This is a genomic window from Geoalkalibacter subterraneus (assembly GCF_000827125.1).
GTDB lineage: Bacteria > Desulfobacterota > Desulfuromonadia > Desulfuromonadales > Geoalkalibacteraceae > Geoalkalibacter_A > Geoalkalibacter_A subterraneus.
Map to the genome: position 1 here is coordinate 1,643,769 of NZ_CP010311.1, position 25,470 is coordinate 1,669,238.

Annotated in this window: 25 protein-coding genes; 20 read left to right on the plus strand and 5 right to left on the minus strand. The window is 55.4% G+C overall.

Annotated features, from left to right (window positions below):
* Positions 1 to 6: 6 nt before the first annotated feature.
* Entirely contained in the window at positions 7 to 972 is a 966-nt protein-coding gene (holB, locus tag GSUB_RS07510; RefSeq protein WP_040200034.1) for a DNA polymerase III subunit delta', read from the minus strand.
* Positions 969 to 1,625, minus strand: coding sequence for a dTMP kinase (tmk, locus tag GSUB_RS07515; RefSeq protein ID WP_040200035.1), 657 nt, complete (start codon positions 1,623 to 1,625; stop codon positions 969 to 971). Before tmk ends, holB begins: the two co-directional genes overlap by 4 nt.
* Positions 1,626 to 1,911: 286 nt before the next feature.
* Here tmk and rnc point away from each other — a divergent pair, with 286 nt between their 5' ends.
* The 18 genes from rnc to holA all read left to right on the plus strand — a co-directional run bounded on the left by rnc (position 1,912) and on the right by holA (position 21,494).
* Entirely contained in the window at positions 1,912 to 2,610 is a 699-nt protein-coding gene (rnc, locus tag GSUB_RS07520) for a ribonuclease III (RefSeq protein ID WP_040200036.1), read from the plus strand.
* A gap of 2 nt (positions 2,611 to 2,612) precedes the next feature.
* The gene (locus GSUB_RS07525; protein WP_052464737.1) at positions 2,613 to 3,674 is read left to right on the plus strand and encodes an elongator complex protein 3; all 1,062 of its coding nucleotides are present in this window, start codon (positions 2,613 to 2,615) and stop codon (positions 3,672 to 3,674) included.
* Positions 3,667 to 4,557, plus strand: coding sequence for a GTPase Era (gene era, locus GSUB_RS07530; protein ID WP_435051171.1), 891 nt, complete (start codon positions 3,667 to 3,669; stop codon positions 4,555 to 4,557). Before GSUB_RS07525 ends, era begins: the two co-directional genes overlap by 8 nt.
* Positions 4,558 to 4,617: 60 nt before the next feature.
* Positions 4,618 to 5,937, plus strand: a complete 1,320-nt coding sequence (gene der, locus GSUB_RS07535; RefSeq protein ID WP_040200039.1) for a ribosome biogenesis GTPase Der — start codon at positions 4,618 to 4,620, stop codon at positions 5,935 to 5,937.
* A gap of 119 nt (positions 5,938 to 6,056) precedes the next feature.
* Positions 6,057 to 7,667, plus strand: a complete 1,611-nt coding sequence (locus GSUB_RS18000; RefSeq protein WP_052464738.1) for a response regulator — start codon at positions 6,057 to 6,059, stop codon at positions 7,665 to 7,667.
* A 17-nt stretch (positions 7,668 to 7,684) separates the two neighbouring features.
* On the plus strand, positions 7,685 to 8,053 hold the full coding sequence (locus GSUB_RS07545; RefSeq protein WP_040200041.1) for a response regulator: 369 nt from the start codon (positions 7,685 to 7,687) through the stop codon (positions 8,051 to 8,053).
* Positions 8,054 to 8,064: 11 nt separating this feature from the next.
* Entirely contained in the window at positions 8,065 to 10,137 is a 2,073-nt protein-coding gene (locus tag GSUB_RS07550; protein ID WP_040200042.1) for a chemotaxis protein CheA, read from the plus strand.
* Entirely contained in the window at positions 10,130 to 10,936 is an 807-nt protein-coding gene (locus GSUB_RS07555; protein ID WP_040200044.1) for an ExeA family protein, read from the plus strand. Before GSUB_RS07550 ends, GSUB_RS07555 begins: the two co-directional genes overlap by 8 nt.
* Positions 10,937 to 10,997: 61 nt before the next feature.
* Positions 10,998 to 11,780, plus strand: coding sequence for a chemotaxis protein CheW (locus tag GSUB_RS18005; protein WP_052464740.1), 783 nt, complete (start codon positions 10,998 to 11,000; stop codon positions 11,778 to 11,780).
* A 15-nt stretch (positions 11,781 to 11,795) separates the two neighbouring features.
* Positions 11,796 to 12,167: a response regulator transcription factor gene (locus tag GSUB_RS07565; protein WP_040200045.1), complete on the plus strand. Its 372-nt coding sequence runs from the start codon at positions 11,796 to 11,798 to the stop codon at positions 12,165 to 12,167.
* The gene (locus GSUB_RS07570) at positions 12,164 to 12,688 is read left to right on the plus strand and encodes a chemotaxis protein CheW (protein WP_235269922.1); all 525 of its coding nucleotides are present in this window, start codon (positions 12,164 to 12,166) and stop codon (positions 12,686 to 12,688) included. The genes GSUB_RS07565 and GSUB_RS07570 overlap by 4 nt, the downstream gene beginning before the upstream one ends.
* 42 nt (positions 12,689 to 12,730) lie before the next feature.
* Positions 12,731 to 14,737: a HEAT repeat domain-containing protein gene (locus GSUB_RS07575; protein WP_040200046.1), complete on the plus strand. Its 2,007-nt coding sequence runs from the start codon at positions 12,731 to 12,733 to the stop codon at positions 14,735 to 14,737.
* Between the two features lie 7 nt (positions 14,738 to 14,744).
* The gene (locus GSUB_RS07580) at positions 14,745 to 15,629 is read left to right on the plus strand and encodes a CheR family methyltransferase (protein ID WP_040200048.1); all 885 of its coding nucleotides are present in this window, start codon (positions 14,745 to 14,747) and stop codon (positions 15,627 to 15,629) included.
* Positions 15,626 to 16,693, plus strand: a complete 1,068-nt coding sequence (locus tag GSUB_RS07585) for a protein-glutamate methylesterase/protein-glutamine glutaminase (protein ID WP_040200049.1) — start codon at positions 15,626 to 15,628, stop codon at positions 16,691 to 16,693. The genes GSUB_RS07580 and GSUB_RS07585 overlap by 4 nt, the downstream gene beginning before the upstream one ends.
* A gap of 270 nt (positions 16,694 to 16,963) precedes the next feature.
* Positions 16,964 to 17,182, plus strand: a complete 219-nt coding sequence (infA, locus tag GSUB_RS07595) for a translation initiation factor IF-1 (RefSeq protein ID WP_040200051.1) — start codon at positions 16,964 to 16,966, stop codon at positions 17,180 to 17,182.
* Positions 17,183 to 17,398: 216 nt separating this feature from the next.
* Positions 17,399 to 19,954 carry a leucine--tRNA ligase gene (gene leuS / locus GSUB_RS07600; protein WP_040200052.1) on the plus strand — a complete coding sequence of 852 codons (2,556 nt, stop codon included), beginning with the start codon at positions 17,399 to 17,401 and terminating at the stop codon, positions 19,952 to 19,954.
* A gap of 1 nt (position 19,955) precedes the next feature.
* Positions 19,956 to 20,462, plus strand: a complete 507-nt coding sequence (gene lptE, locus GSUB_RS07605) for an LPS assembly lipoprotein LptE (protein ID WP_040200053.1) — start codon at positions 19,956 to 19,958, stop codon at positions 20,460 to 20,462.
* A 21-nt stretch (positions 20,463 to 20,483) separates the two neighbouring features.
* Entirely contained in the window at positions 20,484 to 21,494 is a 1,011-nt protein-coding gene (gene holA / locus GSUB_RS07610) for a DNA polymerase III subunit delta (protein ID WP_040200054.1), read from the plus strand.
* A gap of 52 nt (positions 21,495 to 21,546) precedes the next feature.
* Here the strand turns inward: holA and rpsT are convergent, their stop codons facing one another.
* Complete coding sequence (rpsT, locus tag GSUB_RS07615; protein ID WP_040200055.1) at positions 21,547 to 21,810, minus strand: 30S ribosomal protein S20; 264 nt, start codon at positions 21,808 to 21,810, stop codon at positions 21,547 to 21,549.
* 181 nt (positions 21,811 to 21,991) lie between these two features.
* Here rpsT and murJ point away from each other — a divergent pair, with 181 nt between their 5' ends.
* Both murJ and GSUB_RS07625 read left to right on the plus strand, forming a co-directional pair.
* On the plus strand, positions 21,992 to 23,569 hold the full coding sequence (gene murJ / locus GSUB_RS07620; protein ID WP_040200056.1) for a murein biosynthesis integral membrane protein MurJ: 1,578 nt from the start codon (positions 21,992 to 21,994) through the stop codon (positions 23,567 to 23,569).
* A gap of 1 nt (position 23,570) precedes the next feature.
* Positions 23,571 to 24,137 carry a methylated-DNA--[protein]-cysteine S-methyltransferase gene (locus GSUB_RS07625; protein ID WP_052464742.1) on the plus strand — a complete coding sequence of 189 codons (567 nt, stop codon included), beginning with the start codon at positions 23,571 to 23,573 and terminating at the stop codon, positions 24,135 to 24,137.
* Here the strand turns inward: GSUB_RS07625 and GSUB_RS07630 are convergent.
* Both GSUB_RS07630 and mazG read right to left on the minus strand, forming a co-directional pair.
* Entirely contained in the window at positions 24,091 to 24,483 is a 393-nt protein-coding gene (locus GSUB_RS07630; protein ID WP_040200057.1) for an FxsA family protein, read from the minus strand. The two genes, GSUB_RS07625 and GSUB_RS07630, sit on opposite strands and share 47 nt — an antisense overlap.
* Before the next feature lie 220 nt (positions 24,484 to 24,703).
* Complete coding sequence (gene mazG, locus GSUB_RS07635; RefSeq protein ID WP_040200059.1) at positions 24,704 to 25,393, minus strand: nucleoside triphosphate pyrophosphohydrolase; 690 nt, start codon at positions 25,391 to 25,393, stop codon at positions 24,704 to 24,706.
* Between the last annotated feature and the right edge of the window lie 77 nt (positions 25,394 to 25,470).

Genomic DNA, 25,470 nt, shown 5'->3' on the forward strand with positions numbered 1-25,470 from the left:
GGGGGTTCAGACGCACAGCCGCAGCAGAAGATTGTCCATGACGAGTTGTCGATTGACGTTGCGCTCCAGAAGGTGCAATGCCTCCTGAATTGCTTCGATTTTGTTCAGAGTTGAACTAACTGTTTCCTTCCCGGCAATACGACGGATTTTTTCCATGAGATCGATATTGACCAGGTCTTCGACCGGGCGACCATGGAGTGTCAGAAGCACATCCCGGTAAAAAGCCCGCAAGATTTCGAGATATTCCGGCAGGCTCTCCTTGTCGTCGGAACGTGCCCGCGACAATTCGAACAACGGCAGCACACTGCCGGGCGATAAGGCGGTCACGGTCTTGAGAAAGTCGCGGCGCAAGTCGAGGAACAGTTCGCGATCACGCCCCAGGGCTTTTTTAAAGCTGCCCTCCGACAGTGCCGCCAGTAAATGCCCCTGCTGCTCGTCAAGATCAAGGCGATGCATGAGATCATTCTTGAGCAGGTCGACGGGAATCCGCGAAAACGGCAGAGGCTGGCAGCGGGAGCGGATGGTTGAAAGTATCTGCTCGGGGTGTGCGCTCAGCAGTATAAAAAGAGCCTCCCCAGTGGGCTCTTCCAGTGTCTTGAGCAGTGCATTGGCCGCAGCCGTCTGCATCTTTTCGGGTTTTTCGATCAGGCAGACCTTGCGCGGGCTTTCCAGGGGGCGATAGGAAAACTCCCGCTGGATGGATCGTACCTGTCCGATTTTGATGTAATTGCCGTCCGGCTCAAGCAGATGCAGGTCCGGATGGTTGAAATGATCGACCTTGCGGCAGGCGACGCAATCTCCGCATCCGCCCCTCTCGCAAAAGACGGCCCGCACCAGCGCAAGTGCCATCAGTCTCTTGCCAACCCCATCAGGCCCGCTGAAAAGATAAGCATGAGCCAGCCGACCGGATGCGAGCACCCGGCGCAGAATGTCTTTCTGCCGGTCGTGGCCGAGGATGCGGGAGAAGGTCATCCTTCATCCCCTTGATTATGCGACAGTGCATCGTTGACTGCGCTCAAGACCTGCCGGGTCACGTCCTGCGGCGGTGCATCGGCACGAATCAGCCGAAAGCGCTCCGGGGATTGCCGCGCCAGCTCCAGGTATCCTTCGCGAATGCGTTGGTGGAACGCCAGGGACTCCTGTTCAAAGCGGTCTTCAGCAGGGCCGTCGCTTCGGGCGATGCGCTCCATGGCCCGGGACAGGCCGGTTTCTACCGGCAGATCGAACAACAGGGTCAGGTGCGGGTGAATATCATCAATGGCCAGCGCATTGAGTTGCCTGACCATGTCCAGGGGGAGGCGGCGGCCATGCCCCTGGTACGCCAGGGTGGCATCGCTGAAGCGATCGCACAGAACGATGCGGTTCTGGTTCAGGGCGGGCCGGATTACTTCTTCGACGTGCTGTGCACGGGCCGCAGCGTAAAGAAGCAGTTCCGCACGGGGAACCAGGGCGTTGTTGCGCGCATCAAGCAGTATGGCGCGGATCGCGTCGGCTATGGCACAGCCACCGGGTTCGCGTGTGGTGACCACGGATCGGCCCTGTAGGCGAAGTGTCTCCGTCAGCCGTTTGATCTGAGTTGTTTTGCCGCTGCCTTCGATGCCTTCGAAGGTAATGAAAAATGACATGGCATTTGTGTCTTTCAGAAAATCGCAAAGCTCCGATGCTTTTAACGGTCAAACTTGCCGGAGCATGGTCGTATATATGTACGACACCATAAAACTTGAATACTAATGGATAGACCGAAAGGGAATCAAGGAAAAAGCCTGGAAATTCGCCGACAATATAGGACCGTCGCTTCGGCATGTACCTATTTTTCACGGCAATTTCAGGCTATACGCAGTTGTTCGATTCTGTTAAAGTTACAGATTCGGTTTTTATCATCCACGGAAGATCAGAGGCGCAAGTCATTCCATGACCCCGGAATTTAACCCCGCAGAAATTGAAAAACGTATTGGCTATTGCTTTGCGTGCAAGGATCTGCTCCGAACCGCTTTGACCCATCGCTCCTATGTCAACGAGGCCATGGAAGGACGCGGAGACTACAATGAACGTCTCGAATTTCTCGGTGATGCTGTTTTGCAGCTGGCGGTCAGCCGTTTTATTTTTGATCGGTATCCCGACCTGCCTGAAGGAGATCTGACCCGCATCCGGGCCGAGGTGGTCAGTGAAAAGGGGTTGGCTGTCGTGGCGCAACAGCTGGAACTCGGTGAAGCGCTTCTTTTTGGACGCGGCGAAGATCGCAGCGGCGGACGCCGCAAGGCCAGCCTGCTCTCCAATGCGTTTGAAGCGCTGCTCGGTGCTGTTTTTCGCGATGGAGGATTCGATGCGGCAACCGATGTTGCCGAGAGACTTCTGCGTGAACGGATCGAAGCGGCACAGGGCCTTTCGGCGTGGACTGACTACAAAACCCGGCTGCAGGAACACTTTCAGGGACGCTATGGACGTCCCCCCGCATATCGGATGGTCTCGGTAACGGGACCTGAGCATGACCGGATCTATCGGGCCGAGGTGGTCTTCGATGGCGAGGTTGTAGGTCAGGGGCAGGGGCGCACCAAGAAAGCTGCGCAGCAGGCGGCGGCATGTCAGGCACTTGAAGCGCTGGAAGTCTGACAATGCAGGTTTTCCCCATTTTTCTGCCTCATCATGGTTGTCCGCACCGTTGCTGCTTCTGCGACCAGAGGCGGACGACGCAGCAGTTTTGTGCCTTTGAGCATGACCGGATCGAGAGCGATCTCGCAGACATGATTCCGGAGGAGGGACCGGGGGAGGGTGAGATCGCCTTCTATGGAGGCACCTTTACCCTGCTGCCGCCTGGCGAACAGAAGGCATTGCTCGAGCTTGCCCTGGGTTACGTGAACCGCGGACTTGTTCGCGGGGTCCGGGTTTCCACCCGCCCCGATGCTCTTGAAGATTGCCAGGTGGAATTTCTGGTAAGACACGGAGTGACGACCGTTGAGATCGGGGCGCAGTCGTTCGATGATCGCGTGCTGAATGCTGCCGGACGGGGTCATGACGCCGCTTCTACTCTGGATGCGATAGAGCGGCTGCGGAAAAACGGGATGAAAATCGGTTTGCAGCTCATGCCGGGGCTGCCCGGAAGTTCTTTTGATGAAGCGCTTTTTTCTCTCCGCACGGCATTTGAAGCCCGCCCCGACTTTTTACGCATCTACCCGACGGTGGTTTTTCCCGGCACCGAATTGGAGTCTTTGTGGCGTCGCGGTCTGTATCGGCCCTGGTCGCTGAATGAGGCGGTTGATATCTGCGCCGATATGCTCAAAGAGTGTCGCCGGCAATCAATGCCGGTCATCCGGCTGGGGTTGCAGCAGGTTGATGCGCTGGAGCGCGGGGGAGTCGCCGCCGGCCCCCATCATCCCGCGTTTGGACAACTGGTTCGATCGCGGCTGTGGTACGGTGCCCTGATGAGCCTTCTGTCCCCCTTGCAGAATGGAACGAAGCCTTTTCGCGTCCGGGTTTCGAGAGCGGATCTGGGGGATATCCTGGGGCACCGCCGGACAAATATCGAGAAATTGCGCAGCTTGGTACCCGGCCTGGTTTTTGAGATTTCCGATGACCTGCGCCGCGAGCATCTGGCCGTGGAAAATCGGTTATTTCATCTTGATTCCCTTTTACAGCAGACCCCGAGAGAGGAAAGACATGAATCAATCTTTGGGTGAACAGGACCTTCGTTCCGGTTTTGTCGGAATCATCGGTCGTCCCAATGTCGGCAAATCGACGCTGCTCAACCGCATACTCGGTCAAAAGATCAGCATCACCTCCAATAAGCCGCAAACGACGCGAAACCGGATTCTTGGAATCTACAACCGGCCGCAGGCTCAGATTCTGTTTCTGGATACCCCGGGTGTTCACCAGGCGCGCGGCCCCCTGCACCGCTACATGGTCGAGCAGGCCCTCGCGACACGCGGCGCTTCGGACCTGATTTTCTACCTGGTGGACGCCACTGCCGGAGCCGTGTGCGACGAGGATCTTGTGGCCAGGGTTCTGCAGGGGGGGCGCCCCGCGTTTCTCGTGATCAATAAGATCGACCTGGTTCCCAAACCGGTTCTGCTCGAGATCATGGCGGCGCACCGCGAACACACTTTCGCTGAAATCATACCGGTCAGTGCGGAAACCGGCGAAAATCTCGAGCGGTTACTTGAGGTGACCATCGGCTATCTGCCCAAGGGCCCCAGATATTACCCGGAGGACCAGGTGACCGATCTGCCGGAGCGCTTTATCTGCGCGGAGTTTATCCGGGAGAAGATCATGCGCCTGACGCGGGACGAGATCCCTTACGGATGTGCTGTTGTGGTTGAATCATTTACCGAGAAGCCGGAAAAGAATCTGATCCACATCGAGGCGACCATCCAGGTCGAACGCGAAGCTCACAAGCGCATTCTGATCGGCACCCGCGGCAGCATGATCCGCCGCATCGGCGAAGATGCCCGCGGCGCCATCGAGGCAATGCTCGGGACACGTGTCTATCTTGAGCTGTTCGTGCGGGTGAGGCGCAACTGGACCCGCGATGAATATCAGGTCAGAGATCTGGGGTACGAATAATCACCTTACAGGCCTCTGTCGAATGTCGAATAAATCAATAAGAGAAATGCAGGATCACTCATGATGCCCCTTGTCGCCATCGTCGGCCGTCCAAACGTCGGCAAATCAACCCTGTTCAATCGAATCTTCGGCCATCGCCGCGCCATCGTCGAAGATGTGCCCGGCGTCACCCGCGACCGCAACTATGCCGAAGTGACCCGCTATGAAAAACCGTTCACGCTGGTCGACACCGGTGGTTTTGAGCCCGATTCAAAGGAGAGTCTGCTGCAGCAGATGCGCCAGCAGTCGCAGCTGGCCATCGAGGAAGCCGATCTCATTATTTTCCTTATGGACGGTCGCGAGGGCCTGACCCCCTCGGATATGGAAGTCGCCGAGCTGCTGCGGCGCCAGCCCAAACCGGTTCTTTACGTGGTGAACAAGGTCGACGGCGAAAAGCAGGAGGAAGCGTCTCTTGAATTCTACTCCCTGGGAGTGGAAGAACTTCTGACTGTCTCCGCTGAACACGGCCGTGGCATCAGCACATTGATGGAAGCGGTGCTTGAGCTGCTTCCATCCGGATCCGGCAGGGCCGAAGTTGATGAAGTGACGCGTATTGCCGTCATCGGGCGCCCCAATGTGGGCAAGTCGAGCCTGGTGAACCGGCTGCTGGGCTTTGAGCGCGTCGTTGCCAACCCACAGTCAGGGACAACGCGCGACAGTATCGACACGCTTTTTGTTTACAACCGCAAGCCCTACCTGCTGATTGATACCGCTGGTATCCGCCGCAAGGGCCGGGTCAGTCAGAAACTTGAAAAATTCAGCGTTGTGCACGCGCTTAAAGCCATTGATCGTGCAGATGTTGTGCTGATGGTGATCGATGCCGTGGAGGGCGTGACCGAGCAGGATCTCAACGTCGCCGGGTATGCCCATGAAAAAGGGCGCGCCGTGATCCTGGTGGTGAACAAATGGGACGCCATTGAAAAAGACAATCAGACCCTTGGCCGTTATGTGGAAGAGGTGCGCATGGGGTTCAAGTTCATGTCCTATGCGCCGATCCAGTTCGTGTCGGCACTTACCGGGCAGCGCGTTGCACGTATCATGGATGAGGTCTGCAAGGTGAGCGAACAGTTCAGCCGCCGGGTTTCGACCTCCGAATTGAACAAGGTGCTTGAAGCTGCGGTTGCAGCACATCAGCCTCCCATATTCCGCGGTAAAAGACTCAAGATCTTTTACATGACCCAGGTTTCAACCAAACCACCCTCATTTATTGTCTTTGTTTCCAAATCGCAGGGAATTCATTTTTCATACGAACGATATCTTCTGAACAAGATCAGGGAGCATTTCGGTTTTGAGGGAACTCCTATCCGCCTTTTTTTCCGTGACAATAAAAGTTCCGATTGAACACGCAAATTGAAAAGCGAAAAGCAAAAAACCTTTACAGCCCACATTTTCTTCTATATATTAAACATTGTTCATCACTGTAAGGTAAATCGCGTGTTGACCCGCGAACGGCGCCGATTATGAGTCTAGTTGGAAATCTGGAAGATCTCGGTCTTGGGGACATCCTCCAGATCGTCAGCCTGAGCCGCAAATCCGGTGTTCTGTCGCTTCAGCACAAGCAGGATGAAGGCAAAATCTATTTTTCCAACGGTCAGGTGATCAAAGCCTGGAGCAACAACGACTATGACAATGTCGGAGATCTTCTGATTCGAAAAGGCCTGGTGACTGACAGGTTGCTCGAGAGGGCACTTGCGGTTCAGCGCAAAAGCGGTATCAAAAAGCGCATCGGAGCCATTCTTTGCGAGCATTTCAAGATTCCGCGGGATCAGATCGAAGAAACGGTTCGCGAGCAGACAGAACGGATCGTCTACGATTTTTTCACATGGGACCGTGGGACGTTTGAGTTTGAGCTGGGTGAGCCGGAAGAAATTGCGGCCACCAATTTCAATCCATTGCAGTTCATGCTTGAGCAGGGGCTGAACCCTCAATGGCTTGCCCTTGAAGGTGCCCGGCTGAAGGATGAAGGCGATGAAGTCTATTTTTCGCGCAAGAGTGCGCAGCCGGTTTCGCCTTGCGGCCGAATTGATGCCCAGACCTGCTTGGTTCTGGTTGACGACGATTGCACCACTCGTGATCTTCTCTCTTCTCTGCTGCGCCAAAAAGGTGTGAGCGTTGCTGCTTTCGGCGACAGCCGCAGTTTCCTCGACGCGTTGGCGGACTGGAGCCCTTCGCAGCAGTCACCACCTTTTGTCATCGATCTGATTATGGCGACCCTTGATGGAGAGGGGATCTTCGGGGGTCTCGAGCTGGCAAAGATCATCAAAAAAGAGTGGCCGCGCCAGCGGATTGTTCTGATGTCCGATCGTGTCGACGCATCGGTAAAGAATCGGGTCGCCGGGCTCGATATCGGGCACCTTATATCCAAGCCTTCGCGGAATTCGTTTGCCGAAGGCTCCGAGTCGCTGGCAGTCCGCGAATTTGTTGATAAACTGGTTGGGATTGTTGAAACTTCGGCCGAAGAGGAAAACGCGATGTTTTTCGATATCGGCCGTGACCTCAGTCATGAAGAAGGGGTCGATCTTCTCTCGCAGAGTGAGACCGGATCGGCAACTGACCTCAGCGTCAAAATACGGACGTTGGTCGAAGAAATCAGTTCTCCTCTGACGCCGGGGAGCATTGTGCTGCCTGCCCTGCAGTTGGCCGGGGAAACTTTCAGCCGTGCCGTAATTCTGCGCTGCAGGCCCGGCGAACTTGTGGGCATCGGGCAGTTCGGGCTGGAGCCGTTTTGCGGCGATGCCGATGCAATGATACGGGAGACGGTCATCTCCCTTGCCGGCGACTCGGTTTTCTCCCGGATCCTTGCGCAGCCCGCCCCCTGTATCATTGCGCCAGGGGACTCGGCCGAGGAGATAGACTTTTTTGCCCGATTGGGGGGGCGACTCCCTGAAGAGATATTCCTCGGGCAGGTCAAGTGCTTTGACCAGGTGGCATATCTGCTTTACGGTGACAACTGCCCCGATAACAGCCCCATCGTGGGTGTCGAACCGTTGGAGATTTTTCTGCTGCTGGCTGGTCTGGCCCTGGAAAAGGAATTGTTGCAAAAAGAGTTGCACAGGTGTCAAGCCGTTTGACAAGGAGCATAGCGAGGGTGTCGAAAAAAATTCTTGTAACTGAAGACTCTTCTACGATGCGTGCCATGATCTGCGCGACCATTGAAGCCCTGGGTGATTTCGATATTTTTGAAGCGCCCAACGGTTTCGAAGCGCTGCGGCTTCTGCCCCGTGAGAAGTTCGATCTGGTCATCACCGATATCAACATGCCTGACATCAACGGGCTTGAACTGGTCAGTTTTGTGAAAAACAACGATCAGTACCGCGCCATCCCACTGATTATCGTCAGTACCGAAGGGAGCGAACGCGACCGCAAGAAAGGGATGGGGCTCGGCGCCGATGCCTATCTGGTCAAGCCTTTCGATCCCGCCGAATTACAGGAACTGATTGAGAAGTTTCTTTCCTAGGAGGCGTTGTCTTGGCGGATAAATCATCCCAGGCCATCAAGGAGTTTCTCGGCGAAGCCGAGGAGATACTCGAGAACCTCAATGCGGATTTGATGGAACTGAGCCAATCCGCCGACAGCGGTGATGCCAACCCTGATCTGCTGAACAGCATTTTCCGTGGCGCGCACTCACTTAAAGGGCTCTCCGGCATGTTCGGTTTTTCAGATATCGCCGAGCTCTCCCACCAGATGGAAAACGCCCTGGACCACCTTCGCCTGGGTAAAATCCCTTTCGATGAACTGCTGATCGAAACTCTTTTCGATGCGTTCGAAACCCTGGGTAAGCTGGTTTACGGCAAGGGGGAGGATGAGCAGTTCACTCTCGACGTCTCTGGCCTGGTCAACCGTCTCGATGCTCTTGTCAAGGGGGAAGGGGGAGCTTCTGAGAAAGATCCCTTTGCCGGACTTGAAATCGATCGCTCCATTCTCGACGTTCTGACCGAGTACGAAGAACATCGCCTGCTTGAAAACATCAAGAAGGGGCGCAACCTTTTCAGGGTGCACGCAAGCTTTGCCCTGACCAGTTTCGACACCGACCTGGCCGCTATCACCGATGCATTGAAGGAAGACGGTGAAATTGTCAGCACCCTGCCCAGTCCGGATTGTGAAATCGAGGACGGCATTGCATTTCAGATTCTGGTGGGCACCCCTCTTGCTGAAAAGGATGTGAAAACGCTCCTTGATGGTAAAAATGCTGCCGTTGAAGCGGTGGGGCGAAAATCATCGGCAACCCAGGATAAGGTGCCTGAGGCAACCCCGAAAAAAGAACAATCGGAGGCTGAGGCCCAACAGGAGACCGTTGCCAGAGGGGAAAGGAGCGAAGATGCCGGTGGTGCAGGCATGCGCTCCATCAGCCGCATGGTGCGCGTTGATATCGACAAACTTGACGTGCTGATGAACATCGTCGGTGAACTGGTCATTGCCAAGGGGACCATCACCGAGATTGCCGAAACTCTGCGTATCGAAGGTCACGGTCTCGGAAGTGATCTGAACAAGGCGACGCGTGTTCTGGAGCGGCGTCTTTCCGAACTTCAGAAGGGCGTTATGGAAGTCCGGATGGTGCCCGTGCGCCAGTTGTTCGACAAAACCGCACGCGTGGTCCGCAAAGCGGCTCATGACATGTCCAAAAAGATCGATCTCCAGATTCGCGGTGCAGACACCGAACTCGACAAGTTGATTATCGAAGATCTTTCCGATCCCCTGGTTCACATTATCCGCAATTCCGTCGATCATGGTATTGAAACACCCGAGGAACGGGTTGCCGCCGGAAAGCCTGAGACCGGTACGCTGCGCCTGTCCGCCGCCCAGAAAGGCAATCATGTCGTGATTGAAATCCGGGACGACGGCCGCGGCATCGATCCGGAAAAAATTCGCCGCAAGGCTCTTGAACGTGGATTGATCGACGAAAGAACCGAGTTGAGTCGCGAAGAGGTCTACGATCTGCTTTTCATACCCGGTTTCTCCACCGCCGACAAGGTCAGCGAAATTTCCGGGCGTGGAGTCGGCATGGACGTGGTCAAGAGCAATATCTCTGCACTCTCCGGCATGATCGACATCGACAGCCGGGTTGGCGAGGGAACCACGCTCACCATCACCCTGCCTATTACTCTTGCCATTATCAAGGCTCTGATCATCCGGGTACTTGACAACGAATTTGCTATTCCCATCACCTCCGTCATGGAAACACTGATGGTTGAGCCGGCCAGCCTGCGGACCATCGAGGGCCGGGAAGTGATGGAACTGAGGCAGAGCACGCTGCCGCTTGTACGGTTGAGCCGTCTGTTTAACTTCTCCTCTTCCAGGGAAGCGAACCCTGACAATTTCTTTGTCGTTGTCGTGGGGATGGCCGAAAAACGGTTGGGACTGGTTGTCGATGAGCTTCTTGGGCAGCAGGATGTCGTTATCAAGCCTCTCGGCAATATTCTCTCATTCGTCAAGGGGTTTGCCGGCGCAGCTGAGATGGGGAACCGCAAAACCATTCTGGTGCTTGATGTCGGCGGCCTGATGAGTGAATCGTTGCGGGGAGATTTGACATCTCATGTATGAGCGGTTTTACGGGCTTCGTGAAAAACCGTTCAGCAAAACCCCTGATCCGCGCTTCCTGTACCTGGGGCGCGCTCACCGGGAGGCGCTGGCCCGACTTCTTTTCGCGGTGGAAGAGCGAGACCCCGCACTGCTGACAGGAGGGATCGGGTGCGGCAAGACCACCCTGTCGCGAGCCTTGATGGATCAGCTGGACAGCTCTTTTAAAATAATTCTGCTGATCAATCCCCGTCTGAGCCCCCTGGAATTTTTACGGGCGCTGGCGCGGCACCTCGGCATTGATGCGCCTTCAGATTACAAGACCGATCTTCTGGAGCAGATCGGCGAAAAGCTCTATCGGCTTTATCAGCAGCAGATCTGCCCGGTCCTGATTATCGATGAAGCGCAACTCATCCCCTACCGGGAGACATTTGACGAGATCCGGTTGTTGACCAATTTCCAGCTCGATGATCGAAATCTCTTGAGTGTGATTCTCATGGGGCAGCCCGAACTTCGACGGCGCCTGGCACACCCGGTCTATGAACCGCTGAGGCAGCGAATCGGCATGCAGTATGATCTCAAAGGTCTTGAGCGCGAAGATGTCGACGCCTATCTTGATTTCCGCCTCGAAACAGCCGGTGGGTCGAGAGGGCTTTTCCAGCCTGAGGCGGTCGATCGCATTTTCGCGTATTCGCAGGGCATTCCGCGCAAGATCAATCATGCCGCATCTCTGTGTCTGATTGAGGGCTTTGGTCGCGAAAGCAGAACTATCGATGCGGATATCGCAGAGGCTGTCATGGAAGAGCTTGCTCTTTTTGAATAACTCCGCAATATGTTGATCGGTGGATGGATTTGAATCTGAAAAGACATAAGGCGATGGCTTCATGATCGATCTTGCAGACATTCGAAAAAAAGCGCAGAAGGATAAAGGCGAACAGCCTTCCGCCGTAAAGGACGATGCCCCTGCTGAACGCATCTCTCCTGTGTCAGGGGAGGCGGATCTTCAGGAAAAGGATTCCGGCAACGCCGTGCAGGGCGTCCCAGCGGTTCGGTCTGAATCCCGCGGTTCCCATTTTCAGACGGTTGAGTCCGCCACCCGGGAGTCAGCAGCTGAGGTGACAACTGAGACAGACCCTCTGGAACGACTGTTTGCTCAAATTAACGATCCGCGCCTCGCCACGGAGGAAGTCTACTTCAAGGGTCTCGGCGCCGGAGTTGACCAGAGCAGTGAGACGCGTCGCGAATGGCTGACCTTTTCACTTGGAAAAGAAGAATATGCGCTGGACATTGAGGGCGTGGTGGAGATCATCAAGCCGCGCTCCATTTCACCGATCCCGCGGGTGCCCGGATTCATTCTCGGCATTATGAGCCTGCGCGGTGTGATCCTGCCGGTTTTTGATCTCAAACAACGCCTCAATCTTGGACAGGTCGAGGAAGATCCGTCCAACCGGGTTGTCGTCTGCCAGGTGGGAGACCGGATTGCCGGCCTGCTGGTTGACAATATTTCACAGGTTGTGCGTCTGACCGAGCGCAACATCGAACCACCGCCGTCTTTGATGCCTGATCTCGATGTGGAGTTGGTTGCAGGAGTAGGGCGATATCAGGGTCATTTTCTTATTTTGTTGAATTTGGGAGGCATTCTTGCCGCTGAATATTTCGGCGGGTAAGGAAAGGAGCATCTTGTGGCCAAGAAGAAGATACTGATCGTCGAGGATGAGGAAAGCCTTCTCAAGCTCGAAAGCATATTGTTGACCAGCAAGGGGTTCGAAGTGCGCGGCGTGACCAATGGGCGAAAAGCCCTCGAAGCCATTGAAGAGGATCGCCCCGACCTGGTCCTGCTTGACATCATGCTGCCCGAGATTGACGGCTTCGAGGTCTGTCGGCATATCAAGCAGAATGCCGCAACCCGTCATATCCCAGTGGTCATGCTCACTGCCAAGAAAACACGCGAGGACATGGACAAGGGCCGTGAGGTCGGTTGTGACTGCTACATCACCAAACCCTTCAAGTCCGCCATGGTGATCGAGACCATTCAGAGGTACCTGGCCAAATGAACTTTTCCGCCATGCAGAGCGATTCCAAGGCCGTCGCGAAAGAAGCGGGGCGTAACGAAATCCAGTTGGCATGCTTCCGTGTCGGGGAGGAACTCTACGGCCTCGACATTATGAAAATCCGCGAAATCATCAAGCCGCAAAAGCTCACTCCCGTGCCCAAAGCCCCCCCCTTTATCGAGGGGGTGATCAATCTTCGCGGCGCTGTGATTCCCATTGTTGATCTACGGCGCCGTTTCGGACAGAAGATCGATGAAGGCAACCGCCGTGCACGGGTGATTATCTGCTCCCTCAGCGGCAAGATCATCGGTCTGGTGGTGGATGAAGTGATCGAGGTTCGCAATTTCACCCGCCGCGAAATTCAGCCGGCGCCGCAATTTCTCAAAGGTCGCGAAGCCGCCTTTTTTATCGGGGTGTGCCGTGTACGCGGTGAGTTGACGATGATTCTTGATCTCGAACGTATATTGAGTTCGGATGAAAAAATCGACATTGAACGTATCCGGCAGACCGGCTCTTCTTCCTGAATTCTGGACCTGTTGTGAAATAATCCGCAATGGATGACTGTCATGATTGAAAATGTGGAACCGATGCTGCGTTCTTCACGCGAAGAGGAACGCATTGAAGCCTTGCGGCAGATCGTTGAACATAATCTCGATATTGATCCCGGGTTGATGGCCCCATTGCTTGGCGACAGCGGCTGGCGCGTGCGCAAGGAGGCGGTCGAGTGTTATCTCACCGTCTTTGCGCCTAACAGAGATCCCCGGGAAATCGTTTCGCTGCTGCACTCCGACGACAACGCCGGGCTGCGCAATGCGGCCATGGAAATTCTTGTGCGCCTCGGATCCAGCGCCGTTCCTGCGTTGAAAGAGGAAATGGCCAGCGATGATCAGGATGTGCGCAAGTTCGTGGTCGATATCATGGGTGAGATCGGCGATGAAACCTGTATTGGGTCACTGATTCATGCCCTTCAGGATGCCGATGCCAACGTGCGCACCGCAGCGGTTGAAAATCTTGGTAAGATCAAGGCGCGGGACGCCGTTCCGGCGCTGCTTGACGCCATGAGTGAGGATGATTTCGGGTGGCGTTTTACCATCCTCGAAGCGCTGTGTTCCATTGGCGAGCGTATCCCGGTGGGTCCTCTCGTGCCTTTCAGGAATGATCCCCTGCTCCGCAAGGCTCTGTTTGACTGCCTGGGAAGAGTCGGGGACCTCGACGCCATAGATCTGCTGATTGAAGGTCTCAATGATGCCCCCCGCAAGACCCGTGAGGCTGCGGTTGTCGGTCTGGCTAATCTCAGAGAAAATTATCCTGATGAGGTCGCTGCAGCCCTGAATGCTCTGGGCGACCGTGGTGTTGCACGCCCGCTGGTCGATTTGCTGGAAAATCGCGACCAGGGGGTGCGGATGGCGGCTATTGAGGTGCTGGGTCTGATCGGGGATGGCTCGGTTGCTGAGCGTTTACTGCCTCTTGTCGCGGACGAGGCTTGCGCTCAGACAGCTCTTCAGGCGTTGGACAATTTCGGTGAAGATGTGCTGTGCGACATGGTCTCACGCAACCTGGGACGCGACCCTGACCAGGATATCTATCTCGTCTATCTTGCCGGCACCGGCCAGTGTGCTGCGGTCGCGGATCGCATCATCGGCGGCCTGACTCACGACGAAGAGCAGATGCGCATGGTGACCGCCCGTTCGCTGGCCGCTATTGGCGGACCGGAGTGTATCAGCTCCCTTATTGACGCGCTGCGGGTTTCTTCTCCCGACCTTATGGAGGTGATTGTCGACGCGCTGGGCAAAATTGGCGAGCGCTTTCCCGAACAGGTTTTTCAAGCCGTTGCAGCCTTGACCGACGACAGTCGTGATGCCATTCGAGCCGGCGCAGTCCAGATTCTTGGACGACTTGGCGGCCCTGATTGTCATGCGCGCATTTCTCTTGCCTTTAAAGACGAATCCGCCCGGGTACGCCAGGCTGCACTTGGCACCCTTGATTCATTGCCTGGAGAAGAACGCGATACCCTTATGAAACTGGCGCTGACGGATGAGGATGCTGAGGTCCGTACTTTGGCGGCCAGAAACCTCGGGGAGTGGGGTTCAGAATCCATGGTTGAGACACTGGCCCCGGCTTTAGCTGACGAGGATCTCTGGGTGCGGGCCAATGCGGTGCGTTCCCTTGGGAAGATAAACAGTGAGAGAGCTTTGACGCTGATTTGCCAGGCGCTGGAAGACTCTGTCGGCCTGGTCGCGATCGCTGCCCTGGAAACCCTGGGCGCAATCGGTGGCCCGGAGGTCGATGAAGCTTTGGAAAAAGCCCTCTCCCATCCTGACGAAGAAGTGGTCAAGGCAGCCCTTCAGGCGCTAGCCGGAAGGCAGGACGGCCCCTGGGTTGAGAAAATTCTTTCCGACATGATCGACCATAAGCGCTGGGATGTTCGCCTGGCAGCCTTGGGATTGCTCGACAACCGCGGCGTCTCTCCGTTTAGAGCTATTCTCGAGCGGCGCTTGCAGGTAGAGGGCGATGACCTGGTTCAACGTAGGATTTCAGAACTTCTGACACGGCCTGCGGCCGCGGAGAATTGATTCGTCAATGTTCAATTTTACGCCTGACATCCCTATGACCAATGAGGAATTTCGTCTTTTGCGAGACCTCATTTATCAACACTGCGGCCTGCATTTCTCTGAAGACAACAAGTATCTTCTCGAGAAACGGCTGAGCAAGCAGGTCAGACACCACAAGTTCAAGAACTTCAAGGACTATTATTATCTACTGCGTTACGGCAAAACCCGCGACACCGAACTGGCCCAGGCGATTGACCTGCTGACCACCAACGAAACCTACTTTTTCCGCGAAGAAAGTCAGCTTAGAACCTTCTCTCAGGAGATCATCCCCGAACTGATCGCCCGGCGTGAAAAAGAGGGCTCCCGCAAGCTGCGGCTGTGGAGCGCAGGGTGCTCGACGGGAGAAGAACCCTATACCCTGGCCATAATGCTGCTGGAAAAACCTGAACTGCGGGGATGGGATATCGACATCATCGGCACCGACATCAGCCACAGGGTACTGCAGGTCGCCCGGAAGGGGATTTACGGAGCCTCATCGTTCCGAGCAACGGATGCGAAGTATATCCAGCGTTATTTCGAGGAAAACGAGGGCAAATACCGTATTCGCGACGAAGTACGCAAGCTGGTCGGAATCAGCCATCTCAACCTGTTCGATCAGAGTCGTATTTCTCTTTTGGGACAGATGGATGCCGTGTTCTGTCGTAATGTCATTATCTATTTCGACCTGGATGCCAAGAAGAAAGTGATCGACAGCTTTTACAACCGGCTGCGCCCAGAAGGTTTTCTGCTGCTGGGGCACAGCGAATCCCTGATGAATATCACCAGCCGCTTCTCCCTGCGTCCCTTCACCCACGACATGGTTTACCAGCGGCCGGCGGCGGTCGCCGGGACCGGGACGGGGGGCGAGTTATGACCGTAAAGCCCATTCGTGTTCTGGTGATCGATGATTCGGCCTACAATCGTCGCACGATCAGCAAAATCCTCGACGACATTCCCGGCGTGTCCGTTGTCGGTTACGCCATAAACGGTGAGGACGGGCTGCGTAAACTGGCCGACCTGCACCCGGATCTGATTACTCTCGATCTGGAGATGCCGCGCATGGACGGCTTTACGTTCCTGCGCATTCTCATGCACCAGCGCCCGACGCCGGTTATTGTCATCTCTTCCCGTACTGAGGATGAAAATGTCTTCAAGGCGCTGGAACTCGGCGCCCTGGATTTTATCGGCAAGCCCAGTTCACGAAGTGACAACCAGCTTCTCCGGATACGTGACGACCTGATTCGCAAGGTGCTGCAGTGTGGTCGTGCCGATATGCGCAAAGTCATGCGTCGCGTCGTCACCCCGAATGCGGATTGTGTTCCTGTCAGAAAAGAAACGGCAAAAAAGACGGTCGAGGCTTCCCATCTTGTTCTGATCGGGGCTTCTACCGGCGGCCCGCCGGCGGTTCAGTCGATTCTGATGGCCATGAAGCGCGACTATCCCCTGATGTTCGCTGTTTCGCAGCACATGCCTTCTGGTTTCACACGTGCGTTTGCCGAACGATTGAATAAATTCTGTGATCTGGAGGTTATCGAAGCTCAAACGGGTGATCGCTTTGTCCCCGGACGGGCACTGATTGCCCCGGGGGGCAAAAATCTGCAGTTCCGCAAAAGAGGGGCGGAATTGATCGCTCACATAACCGATCCCGAAGAGAATCAGCGCTTTGTGCCTTCCATCGATATCATGTTCGAATCAGCCGCGCGTATTTCTTCCGTGAAAAATCTGGCTGTCGTTTTGACCGGAATGGGGAACGATGGCGCAAGAGGCACGACCCTCATCAAGGAACGGGGGGGGCATGCCATCGCTGAACACGAGTCCTCCTGCGTGGTCTTTGGGATGCCCAAGGAAGCTATTGCCACAGGAAGCATCGACACGGTCTGCCCCTTGCCCGATATTGCTTATTCCATCCTCTACCATTGCGGTATTCAGGTCGTATGAATTTCCATCCCCGCTGGTTTTATCCCGTTTGAATCATTGCAAACTTGACAATCGGTCCCCCACTTATGTTTAATAGTGCGGATTTCGCATCACCAGCGCTTTTGCGCTTCATCAAAGCATCAATATGAATGGCTAAGCAAAAATCGACAAATGCAATGCGCGCGATTGTCAGGCAGTGAGGCGTACTGATGTACGTCAAAGCAGCGAGAGCAATTGCGGCAACGCAGTCGTTGGTGTGTTTTTGCGACGCCATTAATCAGGGAGGTTCTTTTGGCGAAAGAAGAAGCCATCGAAGTTGAAGGAAAAGTGATTGAACCCTTGCCTAATGCCATGTTCAAGGTCGAATTGGATAACGGACACGTTGTGCTGGCACACATCTCAGGCAAGATGAGAAAATACTACATCCGTATTCTGCCTGGCGATCGGGTGACGGTGGAACTCTCCCCGTACGATCTGACGCGCGGGCGCATCACTTATCGCGAGAAATAGAGTCGCGACAGTTCCATCAGAATACGCCTTTTGCGGTATTTTCTATGGGGGATCGCTCTCTGTCTGCATGCAGCGGACAGTGAAGGGCGGCATAAGCCGAATGTGCTCTTGCCGGACAGATCTCTTTTTCTCATGACAACCAATTTCAAGAGTACCGGCCCCGGCCGGTATTGCTGTTTCTGGCTCCTGCCCATTGCACGGCGGAAGTGAGGTCTCATGCAAGAACGTTACACCCCTGAAACAATCGAAAAAAAGTGGCAGCAGAACTGGTGCGACAACGATACCTTTGCCGTACAAGTCGACCGGGACAAGCCCAAATATTACGTGCTTGAAATGTTTCCCTATCCGTCGGGACGGATTCACATGGGCCACGTGCGCAATTATTCCATCGGGGATGTTGTGGCCCGCTTCAAACGGATGCAGGGGTTCAATGTTCTGCACCCCATGGGGTGGGACGCCTTCGGCATGCCGGCGGAGAACGCCGCTATCCAGCACGGCACGCACCCGGCCGAATGGACGTATAAGAATATCGACAACATGCGCTCCCAGCTCAAGAAAATGGGGCTGGCCTATGACTGGAACCGGGAGTTCGCGACCTGTGATGTCGATTATTACAAGTGGGAACAGCTGATTTTCCTTGAAATGCTGGAGCGGGGGCTGGTTTACAAAAAGACTTCCTCCGTCAACTGGTGTCCGGATTGCCAGACCGTGCTGGCCAATGAACAGGTCGACGACGGCTGCTGCTGGCGCTGCAACAACGAGGTTGTTCAGAAGGATCTGGAGCAGTGGTTCTTCAAGATTACCGAATACGCCCAAGAACTTCTTGAATGCACCGAAGAGATGCCGGGATGGCCGGAGCGCGTTCTGACCATGCAGCGCAACTGGATCGGCCGCAGTACCGGTTGCGCCATTGAATTCCCCATCGAAAACGGGCAGCGCACCATCGAGGTGTTCACGACCCGTCCCGATACCCTCTACGGGGCTACCTTCATGAGCCTTGCGCCTGAGAATCCCCTGGCTCTCGAGTTGGCAACCGGGGACCGGCGTGCAGAAGTCGAGGCTTTTATCCAGAAGGTGCGGCGGCAGGACAAGAATCAGCGCACCGCCGACGATTACGAGAAAGAAGGCGTTTTCACTGGAGGGTATTGCATCAATCCGCTGACCGGGCGACGCATGCCTGTATTCGTTGCCAATTTTGTTCTGATGGATTACGGCACCGGCGCGGTTATGGCGGTCCCGACCCATGATCAGCGTGATTTCGAGTTCGCCCGCAAATACGATCTTCCCATGGTGGTCGTGATTCAGCCCGAGGGGCAGGAGTTGTCCCCTGAAAAGATGACTGAGGCCTGGACCGGCGAAGGAAAGCTTGTCAACTCAGATCAATTCAACGGAGTCGACAACGAAAGCGCCAAGGAAAAGATCGCTGATTTTCTTGAGCAGCAGAATATCGGACGCAAGACGGTCAACTACCGCCTTCGTGACTGGGGCGTTTCCCGCCAGCGTTACTGGGGAACCCCGATTCCGGTCATCTACTGCGAAAAATGCGGCACCGTGCCCGTTCCCCGCGAACAGCTGCCGGTGGTTCTGCCGACCGATGTCGAACTCAGCGGGGAGGGGGGAAGCCCTCTGGCCCGCCATGAGAACTTTTACCGTACAGAATGCCCCAACTGCGGCGCCGAAGCGCGGCGCGAAACGGATACCTTCGATACCTTCGTTGAAAGTTCCTGGTATTTTCTGCGTTACGCCTGTGCGGGATATGCCGAGGGTCCTGTCGAACGAGATTCCGTCGATTACTGGCTGCCTGTGGATCAGTATATCGGTGGCATCGAGCATGCGGTTATGCACCTGCTCTATGCGCGCTTTTTCACCAAAGTGCTGCGCGACCTCGGATTTGTCGGTCTCGATGAGCCCTTCGAAAACCTGTTGACCCAGGGCATGGTCTGTATGGAGACGCTCTCCTGCCCCGAGCACGGTTGGCTTTATCCCGAAGAAGTGCAGGACGGCAAATGCTGCAAGTGCGGCTCTGCAGCAAAGACCGGCCGCAATGAGAAAATGAGCAAATCGAAGAAAAACGTCATCGATCCAGACACCCTCATTTCGACCTACGGGGCCGATACCGCGCGTTTGTTCATTCTTTTTGCCGCGCCGCCGGAGAAAGACCTGGAATGGAGCGATCAGGCCGTCGAAGGATGTTTCCGTTTTCTCAATCGCGTCTGGCGAGCTGTTTACGACAACCTTGACCTGGTGCGCCAGGCCGTGGCGACCGAACCGGTTGAAGGGGCGGCTCGCGATCTGCGCCGCGTGACTCATCGCACCATCAAGAAGGTCACCGAGGACATCGACGGGCGTTTCCATTTCAACACCGCTATCGCTGCGGTGATGGAGCTGGTCAACGCGGTCTATGGTTTCGATGAGAAACAGAAGTATCCCTGGGTATTGCGCGAAGCACTGGAAACCATCGTGCGACTTTTGGCGCCGTTTGTCCCGCATGTCAGCGAGGAACTCTGGGCCTGCCTCGGGAACGAGACGACCGTTGAGCAGCAGGGGTGGCCGGCATGGGACCCCGAGGCGTTGGTCCAGGATGAAGTCACCATCGTTGTTCAGGTCAACGGCAAGGTCAGAGGCAAGGTCAATGTCGCGGCGGATGCAGACGAGGCGCAGGTGCGGGAAACAGCCCTCTCAAGCCCCAATGTGAGCCGCTTTCTTGAAGGAGTGACCGTGCGAAAAGTGATTGTGATTCCCGGACGGCTTGTCAACGTAGTGGCCAATTGAGATGAAACGCCTGATTCTTTTGGTTCACCTGATCCTGCTGCTGGCAGGCTGTGGCTATCACACTGTGGGGCAAGGTAGTTTCCCTGATGGGGTGCGCGCCATCCAGGTGTCGCTTTTCGAAAATCGCACCTATGAGCCGTTGCTCGAAGATATTGTTACGAATCAGGTCATCGAGGAGTTTTCACGGCGTCGCCCTTTAAATGTCGTCTCCCTGGAAAGCGACGCCGATGCCCGACTTGAAGGTGCGGTAACGAGATTTCAGGTCAGCGCCATTTCCTATGATCAGGATGATCGCATCGGGCAGTTTCGCGCAACCGTAGCGATTGAAGCGACCCTCAGGTCCTTTGACGATGGGCGCGTGCTGTGGAAGGGGGGGCTTTCCTGGTCTCAGCACTATCCCATTGACGCTGACAAGAGTGTGCAGGAGGAGAATGAGGCTGCGGCGATCAGGATGATCGCTGAACGTCTGGCCCAGAACCTCTATTACCGAATGCAGCAGAATTTCTAAACGGCAGCAGAGGGGAGGCGCATGACCCCTGCGGAATTGAACAAGGCGGTGGAGTCCGGTCGGATTCCACCGCTCATTTATCTCTACGGTGACGAACCTTTTCTGGTCGACCAGGCCTGGCAGCGCATTGTTGCCCAGGCTGTTCCGCCTGAAGGGCGCGACTTCAATCTGCAGGTCTTCAACGGCCGCGATTTAAAGCCCGAAGAGGTTCTTGACAGCTGTCGGACTTTTCCCGTTTTTGCACCGCGGCGAGTTGTGTCGGTTAAAGACGCCGGGCAACTCGATGCAGACTCTCTCTCCCGTTTCATCCCCTATCTGCGAGACCCCCTGCCGGAAACCATTCTTCTCTTCCATGGCGAAAAAATCGACGGGCGCCTGGCTTTCTTTAAAGAATTCAAGAAACGGGGATCCCTTGTAGAATTTAAAAAACTGCGTGGCGAGCAGGTCGCCAGTTTCGTTAAAAGCCACGCAAGATCAGTCGATAAGAATTTCACCGAGGAGGCTCTGGCTCTTTTCTGCCGCAGGGTGGATGGCTCACTGGGGGAGATTCAGGCTGAACTCAACAAATTATGTACCTATGCCGGGGACAAACCCCTGATTGACGTTGACGACGTCCAACAGGTTGTGACCGACACGCGCAATGAGAATATTTTCGCCCTGGTGAACGCCATCGGCAGACGACGTCCACCTGAAGCTCTCAGGATTCTCGATCGAATGATCCAGGATGGAGAGCCTCCACTGAGAATTCTTGCGATGATCGTCCGGCATTTTCGCATGATCTGGCAGGCGGCTGAAATGGAGCGCCTCGGCGTTTCGCGTCGGGAAATGGCTTCCAGGCTGAAGATCAATCCATATTTTGTGGAAGGATTGATCGGCCAGGGCAAACAGTTCAGCCGTTCGGAATATCGTCAGGCGTTTGTTCACTTCCAGGAAACAGATCTGGCCTTGAAGTCCAGTGGAGCGCATCCCTTTGCAATTATGGAACAGCTGCTGATGAGTCTTGCGGTCAGGTCTGGAGGGAATGGAGAATAAAAAAAGCCCTCCCGCAGGGGAGGGCATGGAATTAAGCAAGAGCGAACTAGATTCAGGCGAGTTCGTTCACCAGTTTGGTCAGACGGGAAATTTTGCGGCTGGCCGTCGCTTTGTGAATAACCCCCTTGCTGGCGGCCTTATTGATAAAAGGCACGGCCCGGTCAAGAGCATTTTTTGCAGTTTCGCCGTCCTTTTTGCCGGCAGCTTCGCGCACCTGCTTGACCAGGTTACGCATGGTCGAGCGGATGTGGCGGTTGCGGGCAGTGCGTTTTTCCGATTGACGGATTCTCTTCAGGGCAGATTTGTGATTGGCCAAAGTTTTTATCCTCCATGTTGCAGTAAAAGTTGTTTTTGAGTTGATGAAGCAATCTTTTAACATTAAACATTCCGACTCGTCAAGTTAGAAAAAATTTAATCTAAATTGTAACTAACTGAAAATGCGTGACGATTTCCCCTGTTTGAAGGGGATTAAAAATAAATAATCCCGGATTTTGCTCATGTCGGAGAAAAAAACCATCAGCCGCGCCACCGGAGTCCTGGGTGGAGCCACCCTGCTCAGCCGCATTACCGGTCTGGTGCGCGATATGGTTGTCGGCCGAATTTTCGGGGCAGGTTTCGCCACGGACGCCTTTTTTATGGCGTTTACTCTGCCCAATCTTCTGCGTCGCTTTTTCGCCGAAGGTTCGATGACGGCTGCCTTTGTCCCCACTTTTTCAGCCGTTCTGCACAACCAGGGGGTGGATGAAGCCCGGCGCGTCGCACGCATCTGCTTTACCGCCCTGGGGACGGTGCTGCTGCTGGTGACCCTGCTTGGGATTCTCGCTTCCCCCTGGGTTGTTGGCCTGATCGGTCATGGTTTCGGTGATACTGCAGGCAAGCTTCTTCTGACCGATTTGCTGAACCGGATTATGTTCCCGTATATCCTGTTCGCCGGTTTACTGGCCCTTGCCTCGGGGATTCTCAATGTCAACGATCATTATTTCACTCCGGCTGTTTCCCCTGTCCTTTTAAATCTTGCGATGATTGCCGGTGCGGCCTGGCTGTCTCCATTGTTCGACCCTCCCATTGTCGGGGTGGCCCTCGGCGTTCTATTGGGAGGTTTTCTGCAGGTGTTGATGCAGTGGCCGGTTCTGGCGCGAAGAGGGTATGGGCTCGGGCTTGATTTCAGCTTTCGCGACCCGACCCTGCGTCGTATTGCCGCTTTGATGGTTCCGGGGATCGCCGGGGTCGCTATCTATCAGATCAATGTTGTGATCACCCGGCTGCTCGCATCCTTTCTTCCTCAGGGCAGCGTTTCCTACCTGTATTACGGTCAGCGGCTGTTCGAGTTTCCCCAGGGGGTCTTCGTCGTTTCACTGGCTCAGGCCGTTCTGCCCGCCATGAGTCGCCAGGCCGCCGCCGAGGATCTTGAGGGTCTCAAGCAGTCACTCGACTTTGCTCTGAAGCTCATTACGGTGGTGACCCTCCCTGCGGCTCTCGGGCTTATGCTGTGCGCAACTCCGATCTACAGCGTTTTTTTCATGGGAGGCGCTTTTGATTATGCCGCTGTCGAGCAGACCTCTCTGGCACTGATCGCCTATGCGCCGGGGCTGTTTTTCCTGGGGCTGGCGCGCGTTGTCGCGCCGACCTTCTATGCTTTGCAGGATACCCGGACACCGGTGGTGATTTCATTCTGGACACTTGTGATCAATGCTCTGCTGGGGGTTGCGCTGATGCAGTTTTACGGTCACGCCGGTCTGGCATTGGCGTTGACTCTGGCGACCTGCTGTAATGCCTTTTTCCTGGTGTTGGCCCTTCGTCGCAAGATCGGTCCGATTGGCATAAAATCCCTTTTTTCCTGCTATGTTCGCGTACTTGTTCCTTTAGCGGTCATGGCTGTTGTGGTGTTTTATATGCTGAGGCTGGGGCAGTGGGGTGCGGCTGATGAGCGGCTCCGGAACGGGTTGGTGCTGGGACTGACTGTTTTCAGCGGCGCCCTGGTATACGCGGTATCCGGCCTGGTCTGCAAGGTGTCAGAAATAAACGAAGGATGGGCGTTACTTCGCTCCCGCCTGAGGAGAAAAAAAAGGAGATGATATGCCTTCCCGGGACAGCAGCGCCTATCGCCTGATGGAGACGCCGGTTCTTTTTCTGGCTGTTGCGGTCGGCCCCAGTGGGATAAAAGGGGTCACCATGGCGCCCGACCCGGAGAAGCTTGTGCGGCAGTTTGATCCCCGATGGATCAGGGCCGAAGCGGGGGAGAATCCTGTTCTGGATCTGGCGGTCTCACAGCTCGGAGAATACTTCAGTGGAAAGCGGCGCATATTTGATCTGCCCCTTGATCTTGGCGCAGTTACTCCTTTTCGACAGCGTGTTCTGACGCTCTTGCCCGAAACCGTGCCTTATGGGGGCACCTGCACTTATGCCGAACTGGCCCGGCGGTGCGGCAGTCCCGGTGCCGCACGGGGGGTCGGAGGGGCAATGGCTGCCAATCCTCTTCCCGTTATCATCCCCTGTCACCGGGTTGTTGGTGCGCACAACAGGCTTGTCGGTTATTCCGGCGGCCAGGGAATTGCGACCAAGCAATGGCTTCTTGACTTCGAGGAATACATCCTCGTCAGTAGCGGCGGATGTGGATGCGCCCCTCGTCGATCTGACGTTTGAGATAGTCACTGACGGTTTTTTTGAGCAGGTCGCGTGTTGCGGGAACCAGCAGTGAAAAGCCCAGGATGTCGGTGCAGAAGCCGGGCGTGAGCAGCAGCAGACCTCCAGCCAGAACCATGGCGGCGTCAATGAGTGGGGCTGCCGGTAATTGCCCCTGATTAAGCTCCCCCTGCATGCGGCGCACGACTTCAAACCCCTGGGTGCGGGCAAGGTATGCCCCCGCCACGCCGGTCAGAATAATCAGGCCGATTGTCGGCAGCGCTCCCAGCAGTTCGCCGACCTGGAGAATGACATAAATTTCCAAAACGGGGATCAAGGTAAAGAGCAACAGCAGCTTTATAAACATGGGATGTTATTTTCCTCGGTGCAGGCGCCGGATTCTGTGTGCTTCTGAGAGTGGTGTCTTCCATAATCCGGTCGGCGTTTTTAACTACTTGAAATAAAAAGAAAAGAAGAGTCTGTATATTTTTTGATCAGTATGCCGCCACGTCCGCTCGACTCGCCTTTCGCAGGATGTTTCCACACAGCTTTCAACAGCCTTTCCACAGTCGGTGTGGAAAGTGCGGCTAACCGCCTTTCCCCTCAGGGGTTTTGACGTATTGCTGTGATTGGTTCAGATATTGTCGCAAGACCTGCTCGCTGTCAATGCCCTCCTGGTGGGCCAGATCAACCAGGCTGCAAAGCGCTGCTGCAATCCGCTGCGATCGCGGCTGCTGTGAAGCGGGCTCCTGCAGAATAAGTTTTCTAAGCGATTGGGCCAGCTCTGAATCGGCTTCCACGCGCTTCTTTGAGATCAGCTTCTGGGCCCGCATCAAGCCGGGCAGGCTGGGGGGGACCTCTGCAGGGCCGCGACGAATCGATTTGGTTCCAGTACTTTTTTCCTCCCTCTTGATGGCCTCCCACTGGGCTTTGAGATCGTCTGCCGATTCATAGGAGATCCCTTCGAAGACATGAGGATGGCGGCGAATCATTTTCGAAGTAATGGCGTGTGTCACGTCGTCAATGGAGAACTCACCCTGTTCGCTGAAGATCTCCGTGATAAAGACGACCTGCAGCAGAAGGTCTCCGAGCTCCTCGCAGATCTCGTCCGGATGTCCCCGGTCGATGGCCTCGAGAACCTCATGTGTTTCTTCGAGAAGGTAGGGTTGCAGCGACTGCGGCGTCTGTTCCCTGTCCCACGGGCATCCATCAGGTGCCCGCAGGCGTTTCATAACCCCAACAAGGTCGCGAAGCCGGTAAGGCGATGCGTTTTTCATGATGATAGGCTCCTTCACGCAGGTTTTGATGTCTGGTTCTAAAACAGGGGCGAACGCAATGCAAGTTAATCCCTCCA

What these genes read in the sequence shown, in the direction of transcription:
- holB (WP_040200034.1), bottom strand. Translation starts at nt 972, where the DNA reads ATGACCTTCTCCCGCATCCTCGGCCACGACCGGCAGAAAGACATTCTG.
- GSUB_RS07585 (WP_040200049.1), top strand. Translation starts at nt 15,626, where the DNA reads ATGACCGTAAAGCCCATTCGTGTTCTGGTGATCGATGATTCGGCCTAC.
- der (WP_040200039.1), top strand. Translation starts at nt 4,618, where the DNA reads ATGATGCCCCTTGTCGCCATCGTCGGCCGTCCAAACGTCGGCAAATCA.
- GSUB_RS07625 (WP_052464742.1), top strand. Translation starts at nt 23,571, where the DNA reads ATGCCTTCCCGGGACAGCAGCGCCTATCGCCTGATGGAGACGCCGGTT.
- tmk (WP_040200035.1), bottom strand. Translation starts at nt 1,625, where the DNA reads ATGTCATTTTTCATTACCTTCGAAGGCATCGAAGGCAGCGGCAAAACA.
- GSUB_RS07575 (WP_040200046.1), top strand. Translation starts at nt 12,731, where the DNA reads ATGATTGAAAATGTGGAACCGATGCTGCGTTCTTCACGCGAAGAGGAA.
- GSUB_RS07580 (WP_040200048.1), top strand. Translation starts at nt 14,745, where the DNA reads ATGTTCAATTTTACGCCTGACATCCCTATGACCAATGAGGAATTTCGT.
- rnc (WP_040200036.1), top strand. Translation starts at nt 1,912, where the DNA reads ATGACCCCGGAATTTAACCCCGCAGAAATTGAAAAACGTATTGGCTAT.
- GSUB_RS18000 (WP_052464738.1), top strand. Translation starts at nt 6,057, where the DNA reads ATGAGTCTAGTTGGAAATCTGGAAGATCTCGGTCTTGGGGACATCCTC.
- holA (WP_040200054.1), top strand. Translation starts at nt 20,484, where the DNA reads ATGACCCCTGCGGAATTGAACAAGGCGGTGGAGTCCGGTCGGATTCCA.
- leuS (WP_040200052.1), top strand. Translation starts at nt 17,399, where the DNA reads ATGCAAGAACGTTACACCCCTGAAACAATCGAAAAAAAGTGGCAGCAG.
- lptE (WP_040200053.1), top strand. Translation starts at nt 19,956, where the DNA reads ATGAAACGCCTGATTCTTTTGGTTCACCTGATCCTGCTGCTGGCAGGC.
- GSUB_RS07570 (WP_235269922.1), top strand. Translation starts at nt 12,164, where the DNA reads ATGAACTTTTCCGCCATGCAGAGCGATTCCAAGGCCGTCGCGAAAGAA.
- GSUB_RS07525 (WP_052464737.1), top strand. Translation starts at nt 2,613, where the DNA reads ATGCAGGTTTTCCCCATTTTTCTGCCTCATCATGGTTGTCCGCACCGT.
- GSUB_RS07630 (WP_040200057.1), bottom strand. Translation starts at nt 24,483, where the DNA reads ATGTTTATAAAGCTGCTGTTGCTCTTTACCTTGATCCCCGTTTTGGAA.
- mazG (WP_040200059.1), bottom strand. Translation starts at nt 25,393, where the DNA reads ATGAAAAACGCATCGCCTTACCGGCTTCGCGACCTTGTTGGGGTTATG.
- GSUB_RS07555 (WP_040200044.1), top strand. Translation starts at nt 10,130, where the DNA reads ATGTATGAGCGGTTTTACGGGCTTCGTGAAAAACCGTTCAGCAAAACC.
- GSUB_RS18005 (WP_052464740.1), top strand. Translation starts at nt 10,998, where the DNA reads ATGATCGATCTTGCAGACATTCGAAAAAAAGCGCAGAAGGATAAAGGC.
- murJ (WP_040200056.1), top strand. Translation starts at nt 21,992, where the DNA reads ATGTCGGAGAAAAAAACCATCAGCCGCGCCACCGGAGTCCTGGGTGGA.